Below are 5147 nucleotides of genomic sequence, written 5' to 3' on the forward strand. Positions count from 1 at the left end.
ACCGCCCTTTGAGTCCCGGCCGGGAGTTGGGTGGGTCGAGGTCTCGGCGTTCGGCCCATGTGCGCCGGGACCGCCCCGGTTGACGGTTACGTGTCAGGCGGTGGGTGTGGGGGCGGGTTCGAGTTCGGCGGTGCCGAACAGGTGGTAGCCACAGCCGATGCAGTAGCGGCCGACCGTGGTGTCTCCCCTGACGACGTGGGTGTAGTCGTCGCCGGGTTCGAGGACGGTGGGGCACCAGTCGTGGCCGCCGAGGTGTTCGCCTGCCACCCAGTCGCAGAAGAAGGTGCTGTCGGCAACGGCGCGGTGGGCGGTGAGTTCGGCGTAGGCGTTGATGTCGATGCTCATCGGTGGATCCCTTTCGGTTGGTGGTGCGGGTGTGGTTCGGTGTTCGCCCTCATCTCCGGGACCCCGTGGATTCCGGAGATGGGAGCCAGCAACGGACCGGTGTTACTCGTCTGGTTCGAAGTGGGTTTCGCAGATGTCGCAGGTGATGGAGCCCTCTTCGAGGACTGCTTTAGCGACGCGGATGCGGCGTGGGCATTGGCAGGCGCACGGGATCGCGTTGTTGTTGTTCTTCTTGGCCTCGGCCCCGCTGGTCTCGGGGTGCCGGAAGGCGATCAGGGCCTTCTTGAGGTCTGCGATGACCGACTTGTAGGTGGTGGCTGTCTCGGCACGCAGCGTGCACAGTGACCAGCCGATCTTGGGATCTTTGGTGGCGTCGAGGCCGAGCTCGGAGGCGAGTTCGGCGAACTTCTGGTTGTGCCAGCGGCCTTGCCTGCTGGTGTCTTTGATCTCGCGGGAGTGGGCGAGAGCGTGGGTGGCTTCGTGGAGCAGGGTCGTGAAGACCTCTTCGACAGGTCGTTTGAGTCCTTCGCCGGAGATGAGGACTTCGGCGAGTTGGTGGTCTCCGTGTTGCCAGCGGATCGGGGCGAAGTGCCCGTAGCGGGCTTGTTTGGAGGCGCTTCCGGAGCCGACGATGATGACGACTGCCGGTACTTCGGGGTGGTTGGCGCGGATCGCGGCCCAGCCGGTCTCGAGGGTGGCGACCAGTTGGGCGGTGGTGTATTCGTCTTGACGCTTACGTGTCAGCCGGGCTGCGGGCGACCCGGTGCGAGTCTTGGTTACAGGCTTCTTGGTGGCGCGTGCGATGGTGACCGAGACGGCCGGGTGACTGCCTCCGATGGACAGTTCTTTGAGTTTGTTGCGCACGGCAATGAGTGACTGGTAGCCGGAGGCTCGACCGCCTTCGGCGGCACGGATGCTGTTCATCTGGGTCTGGACCGAAGCCAGCGCCTTCACGGGTGTGCCGGTGTAGACGGCGGTGGTCTTGGTGACTGTCCAGCCCCCGACACCGTGCAGGGCTGCGGTGTTGGCGTTGGTCAGACCGGTCAGCTTGGTCGTGGTCGCGGGCTTGGCGGCGGCCGGTTCGGCGATGGCCGGCATAGCGGACAGGTCGGGTTGTCCGAGGACCTGGACGACGGGTGCGAGGTCGGTGGTCACCATTGCTCTCCTTGGTTATGGGCTTGGGTTTTGGCGCAGGTCATGTGGCAGGGCTCGTCGGTGCAGGGGTCGCGCATCGAGGCGGGAGATCCGCACAGGACGCACGGTCTTGGGGAGCCGACGGTGGTGTGTGCCCAGTCGTCTGCTCGCTCGGAGCGGTGGCTCTTGGTCGACGGGGTCTTCTTCTTGACCGGCTCAGCGGCCGGGATGCTGACGGTCGGGGTCAGGTCTGTCGTGATGGCTTGTTGGCCTTGACAGTTACGTGTCACGCGGCGTTTCGTTGCCGCGCGCATCAGTCGCCCGTTACGAGAGGGCGTAGTTCGCAGGACTCGCGGAAGCAGGCGGGTAGCCAGTCGTAGCCGTCGCCGTGTTCGATCAGTTCGGGGACGTCGATGGCGATGTGCCATTCGTCGGGTCCGCATTGGCCGAGGACGTATCCCCGCAGCCAGGGCCAGTTCTCGTCGGGTGTGCCGTTGGTCTTGTCGTCGGGGAGCGGGTACGGCGTCCAGACCGCCGAGTCGTCGGGGAACCGTCCGTCGTTGGGGAGGTAGGCGCTCATGGCTGGTCCTCCGTCCAGTCGGACGGGATGTAGAGCTGTTCTTGGGTCCAGGTGTCGGTTTTGGTGGCGTGCTGGACCTGGTGTTCTTCGAGGAGGGATCGGGCTTCGTAGAGGGCGTCGATGAGTCCGCTGATGGCGGTGACGGAGCCGGTGACGAGTTCGATCTCGATGGGGGTGTTGCCCAGGTCGATGACGACTCGTGGAGTGTCGCCGTTGCAGGCGAGGTTGATGCCGGTGACGGCGTTGTCGGTGAAGTCGTAGCCGATGATGATGCGGTCTTCGCGTTCGCCGCCTGATGCGTCGTAGTAGGTCATCAGCGATCACCCCGGAAGACGTAGGCCCTCTTCCAGGCGGTGTTGAAAGCTTGGCGGGTACGCAGAGCGGACCAGCAGACACCACAGCGATCGGGTGTCGTGGGTGAATAGACGAAGGCTCCGCAGTCGTGGAGCCATCCGGGGTTGCCGTCGCTGTCGCGGACGGTGGTGAAGCCGGTCGCGGGTACGGGTTTGACGGTGATCATGCGGCCCTCCGGAGGTGTACTGCGCGGCGGACGATCTGGTTGACGTTGCGGTCGTTGAGGAAGGCGCCTTTGATGCGGCGGGGGATGCCGCCTTCGGCCAGGAGCAGCCCGATACCGAGGTCGTCGGGGTTGATGTCCTTGGCGGAGTAGCCTTCTTTGGCCCAGCCGGTGCCGAGAATGATGTCGCTGGACGAGTCGGTGGTGCACCGGAACGCGAGCCGGTAGGAGAACAGGTCGCGCAGCGAGGTGGGCACGATGTCGGCCGATGGCCGCTGGGTGGCGACGACGACGATGATGCCTGCGGCGCGGCCCCTGGCGACGAGGTCACGGACGACGGTGATGAACTCTTTTTGCTGTTCGGGGGTGCCTACGGTGACGGAGAAGTAGGCGAGTTCGTCGATCGCGACCAGGGTTGCCCGGTAGCCGTCTTCGTGGGTGATCTTCTTGCGGCCGGTGTTGGCCAGGTGCAGGTAGCGCAGATCCATTTCGGCCTGGAGGCCACGCAGGATCTTGAGAGCTTTGGCGATGTTGTTGCCGACGAACTCTTTCGCGACCGGCGCGTAGGGGAGGAGTTCGACGAGTTTGCCGTCGACGAGTACGAGGTCGCAGTCGGTGCACAGCGCGACGTGGGACACGATGTTGCCCAGGGCCACGGATTTCCCGGAGCCGGGTTCGCCGCCGAGCAGGATGTTGCGGTACATGAGCGGCACGTAGACGGGCTTGCCGCGGGTGTCGACGCCGAGGTAGGCGGGTTCGTAGATGGACAGGGAGCCTTTGGGGCTGGGGGTGCCCCCCGGCTTGCGCCGGGGGAACACTCGGAATCGGTTAGACATAGTCGGACACGTCTTCTCCGTTGACCAGGACCACGCCTGCGTTGTCGTTCACGGCTGCGCTGGTCTTGGTTTTCGATGTGCGGGTACGGGTCTCACCGGCTGCCGGGGTTTTGGCCGGCTGTTGGCTGGGTGAGTCCGCGGTGGCGTCGTCGGGGCTGATGAAGGCCAAGACGGCGTCGTCTGCGACGGCCGCTTCGGGCATGCCGCTGGTGTTGTGGAGCAGGGGCGAGAGGATGGTCTTCTTCGCCAGGGGGTCGCGCCGGTCGATGTCGATGCGCACGAGGGCGGCGTTGCGGCGGGACCGGGCGATGAGGACCGAGCGTGCCCAGCACGCCGAGGCGAGGGTTTCGGAGTGGTTCTCGAGCTTTTCGATCGAGAGTCCTGGCCGCATCCAGATCCAGACGACCTGTCCGGTTCGGGTGGAGAAGCAGCCGACGATGAAGGGCAGGTTGCCGGAGTAGTTGAGGATCCTGGTTTCGACCAGGCAGGCCCGGACGCGGTGCCGGGTGATGACGCACCAGACGCGGTTGCGCAGGAACCGGCGTACCGGGGTGTCGGCGATCAGCCAGTAGAGGGTGCCGAGCAGGAACACGACGGCGACCCAGCCGGGCAGCGTGTCGGTGAAGAAGACGCGGATTGATGTGTAGTGGCTGTGCCAGACGTAGAGGAGTCCGGTCAGGCAGGCCAGTTCCCAGCGCCAGCGCCAGATGGTCAGCAGGACGAGGAGGGGCCAGGTCTGGTTCGGGCGGGTGATGGTTTCGACCGCGCCGGACATGATGGCGGTGGAGCGTCCACGGCGACCTGATCGCCAAGACGACTTCGAACGGGTAGATTTGGGCATGGCAAGACCTCCCGATCAGGGGGTTGAGTCAGGAAAAACACCAAGCCAGGACCGGTTCCTAGGCCAGTGGCCCGGCTTGGTGTCTCGTTTCCAGGGAGCGGCCCTTTCGAGGGCCGTTCTTGGTTTCTAGCGGCGGTTCAGCGGCGTTGACACGTAAGCGTCAGCCGTAGTGGGTTCGGCCGAAGCCGACTGCCAGACCGCGTACGAGTAGTCGCGGGCGGCGTAGAGACTGAGGCGACGGTTGTCAGCCTCGCGGTAGAGATCCAGCAGCTGCCAGAACGCATCCGTGACATGGATAGCGGTGATGTCATTGCGCATGGCGACAACCGGGTTGGCCCGGTTGAGAGCCTCAGCGATGCTGATGTCGAGATAGTTGATCACCATCTCGATCTCGATGATTTCGTTGCACGCGGCCACGTACTCGGCCTGTGCCTGATTCGCTGTGACGGTTCGATCTTCCATCGGTTGCGACATGACTACCCCCAAAGCTGAGCAGTTGCACGAAATCACGGGACAGGTGGAACTAGGCAGCCTTACCAGCGGCCTGCGCGTTGAGGGTCTTGGCCCGGTACGCCACACCGTTCCGCCCATTGGTGGCCCACGGCATGGCCTCCAGCTCGACCGGCACGACAACAGCGCCAACGTTCAACTTCGGCATGGCATTGCCCGTCAAAGTCACGTTGATCACCTCGCCGCCCGTCTCGTCGAGCGCCATCACCTGAACCGTCCAGAGCAGCTCCTTGGTGTTCCGGTCCTCCTTCTGCCGGCCGTTCTGGTCCTTCTTCTCCTCCACAGCCTTCGTGACCGTGAACGTCTTGCCCGTGGTGTCGATCGTGAGCTTCATGAGGAATCGCCCTTTCTGAGGCGTCCGACCCCGCTCCGTCTGAGCGGGTG

9 protein-coding genes are annotated in these 5147 nt (G+C 64.6%); all 9 read right to left on the bottom strand.

Annotated elements, in window-relative coordinates; translation table 11 throughout:
- Nucleotides 1-93: 93 nt before the first annotated feature.
- The 9 genes from DIZ26_RS34645 to DIZ26_RS34690 all read right to left on the bottom strand — a co-directional run bounded on the left by DIZ26_RS34645 (nt 94) and on the right by DIZ26_RS34690 (nt 5097).
- Nucleotides 94-345 (bottom strand): hypothetical protein, encoded by a 252-nt coding sequence (locus DIZ26_RS34645; RefSeq protein ID WP_112248800.1) that lies wholly within the window; start codon nt 343-345, stop codon nt 94-96.
- 102 nt (nt 346-447) lie between these two features.
- The gene (locus tag DIZ26_RS34650; RefSeq protein ID WP_112248801.1) at nt 448-1503 is read right to left on the bottom strand and encodes a hypothetical protein; all 1056 of its coding nucleotides are present in this window, start codon (nt 1501-1503) and stop codon (nt 448-450) included.
- A 289-nt stretch (nt 1504-1792) separates the two neighbouring features.
- On the bottom strand, nt 1793-2059 hold the full coding sequence (locus tag DIZ26_RS34660) for a hypothetical protein (protein ID WP_112248803.1): 267 nt from the start codon (nt 2057-2059) through the stop codon (nt 1793-1795).
- On the bottom strand, nt 2056-2373 hold the full coding sequence (locus DIZ26_RS34665) for a hypothetical protein (protein ID WP_112248804.1): 318 nt from the start codon (nt 2371-2373) through the stop codon (nt 2056-2058). Before DIZ26_RS34665 ends, DIZ26_RS34660 begins: the two co-directional genes overlap by 4 nt.
- The gene (locus DIZ26_RS34670; RefSeq protein WP_112248805.1) at nt 2373-2579 is read right to left on the bottom strand and encodes a hypothetical protein; all 207 of its coding nucleotides are present in this window, start codon (nt 2577-2579) and stop codon (nt 2373-2375) included. Before DIZ26_RS34670 ends, DIZ26_RS34665 begins: the two co-directional genes overlap by 1 nt.
- Nucleotides 2576-3412, bottom strand: a complete 837-nt coding sequence (locus tag DIZ26_RS34675; RefSeq protein WP_112248806.1) for an FtsK/SpoIIIE domain-containing protein — start codon at nt 3410-3412, stop codon at nt 2576-2578. The genes DIZ26_RS34670 and DIZ26_RS34675 overlap by 4 nt, the downstream gene beginning before the upstream one ends.
- Entirely contained in the window at nt 3405-4253 is an 849-nt protein-coding gene (locus DIZ26_RS34680) for a hypothetical protein (protein WP_157979915.1), read from the bottom strand. The genes DIZ26_RS34675 and DIZ26_RS34680 overlap by 8 nt, the downstream gene beginning before the upstream one ends.
- Before the next feature lie 126 nt (nt 4254-4379).
- A complete protein-coding gene (locus tag DIZ26_RS34685; RefSeq protein ID WP_112248808.1) occupies nt 4380-4727 on the bottom strand; it encodes a hypothetical protein in 348 nt (115 codons plus the stop codon).
- Nucleotides 4728-4776: 49 nt separating this feature from the next.
- Nucleotides 4777-5097 carry a hypothetical protein gene (locus DIZ26_RS34690; protein ID WP_112248809.1) on the bottom strand — a complete coding sequence of 107 codons (321 nt, stop codon included), beginning with the start codon at nt 5095-5097 and terminating at the stop codon, nt 4777-4779.
- Nucleotides 5098-5147 lie beyond the last annotated feature (50 nt).

It is taken from the genome of Kribbella monticola, assembly GCF_003261635.1.
In the GTDB taxonomy this organism is placed as follows: Bacteria; Actinomycetota; Actinomycetes; order Propionibacteriales; family Kribbellaceae; genus Kribbella; species Kribbella monticola.

What these genes read in the sequence shown, in the direction of transcription:
- DIZ26_RS34645 (WP_112248800.1), bottom strand. Translation starts at nt 345, where the DNA reads ATGAGCATCGACATCAACGCCTACGCCGAACTCACCGCCCACCGCGCC.
- DIZ26_RS34665 (WP_112248804.1), bottom strand. Translation starts at nt 2,373, where the DNA reads ATGACCTACTACGACGCATCAGGCGGCGAACGCGAAGACCGCATCATC.
- DIZ26_RS34680 (WP_157979915.1), bottom strand. Translation starts at nt 4,253, where the DNA reads ATGCCCAAATCTACCCGTTCGAAGTCGTCTTGGCGATCAGGTCGCCGT.
- DIZ26_RS34670 (WP_112248805.1), bottom strand. Translation starts at nt 2,579, where the DNA reads ATGATCACCGTCAAACCCGTACCCGCGACCGGCTTCACCACCGTCCGC.
- DIZ26_RS34690 (WP_112248809.1), bottom strand. Translation starts at nt 5,097, where the DNA reads ATGAAGCTCACGATCGACACCACGGGCAAGACGTTCACGGTCACGAAG.
- DIZ26_RS34660 (WP_112248803.1), bottom strand. Translation starts at nt 2,059, where the DNA reads ATGAGCGCCTACCTCCCCAACGACGGACGGTTCCCCGACGACTCGGCG.
- DIZ26_RS34675 (WP_112248806.1), bottom strand. Translation starts at nt 3,412, where the DNA reads ATGTCTAACCGATTCCGAGTGTTCCCCCGGCGCAAGCCGGGGGGCACC.
- DIZ26_RS34650 (WP_112248801.1), bottom strand. Translation starts at nt 1,503, where the DNA reads ATGGTGACCACCGACCTCGCACCCGTCGTCCAGGTCCTCGGACAACCC.
- DIZ26_RS34685 (WP_112248808.1), bottom strand. Translation starts at nt 4,727, where the DNA reads ATGTCGCAACCGATGGAAGATCGAACCGTCACAGCGAATCAGGCACAG.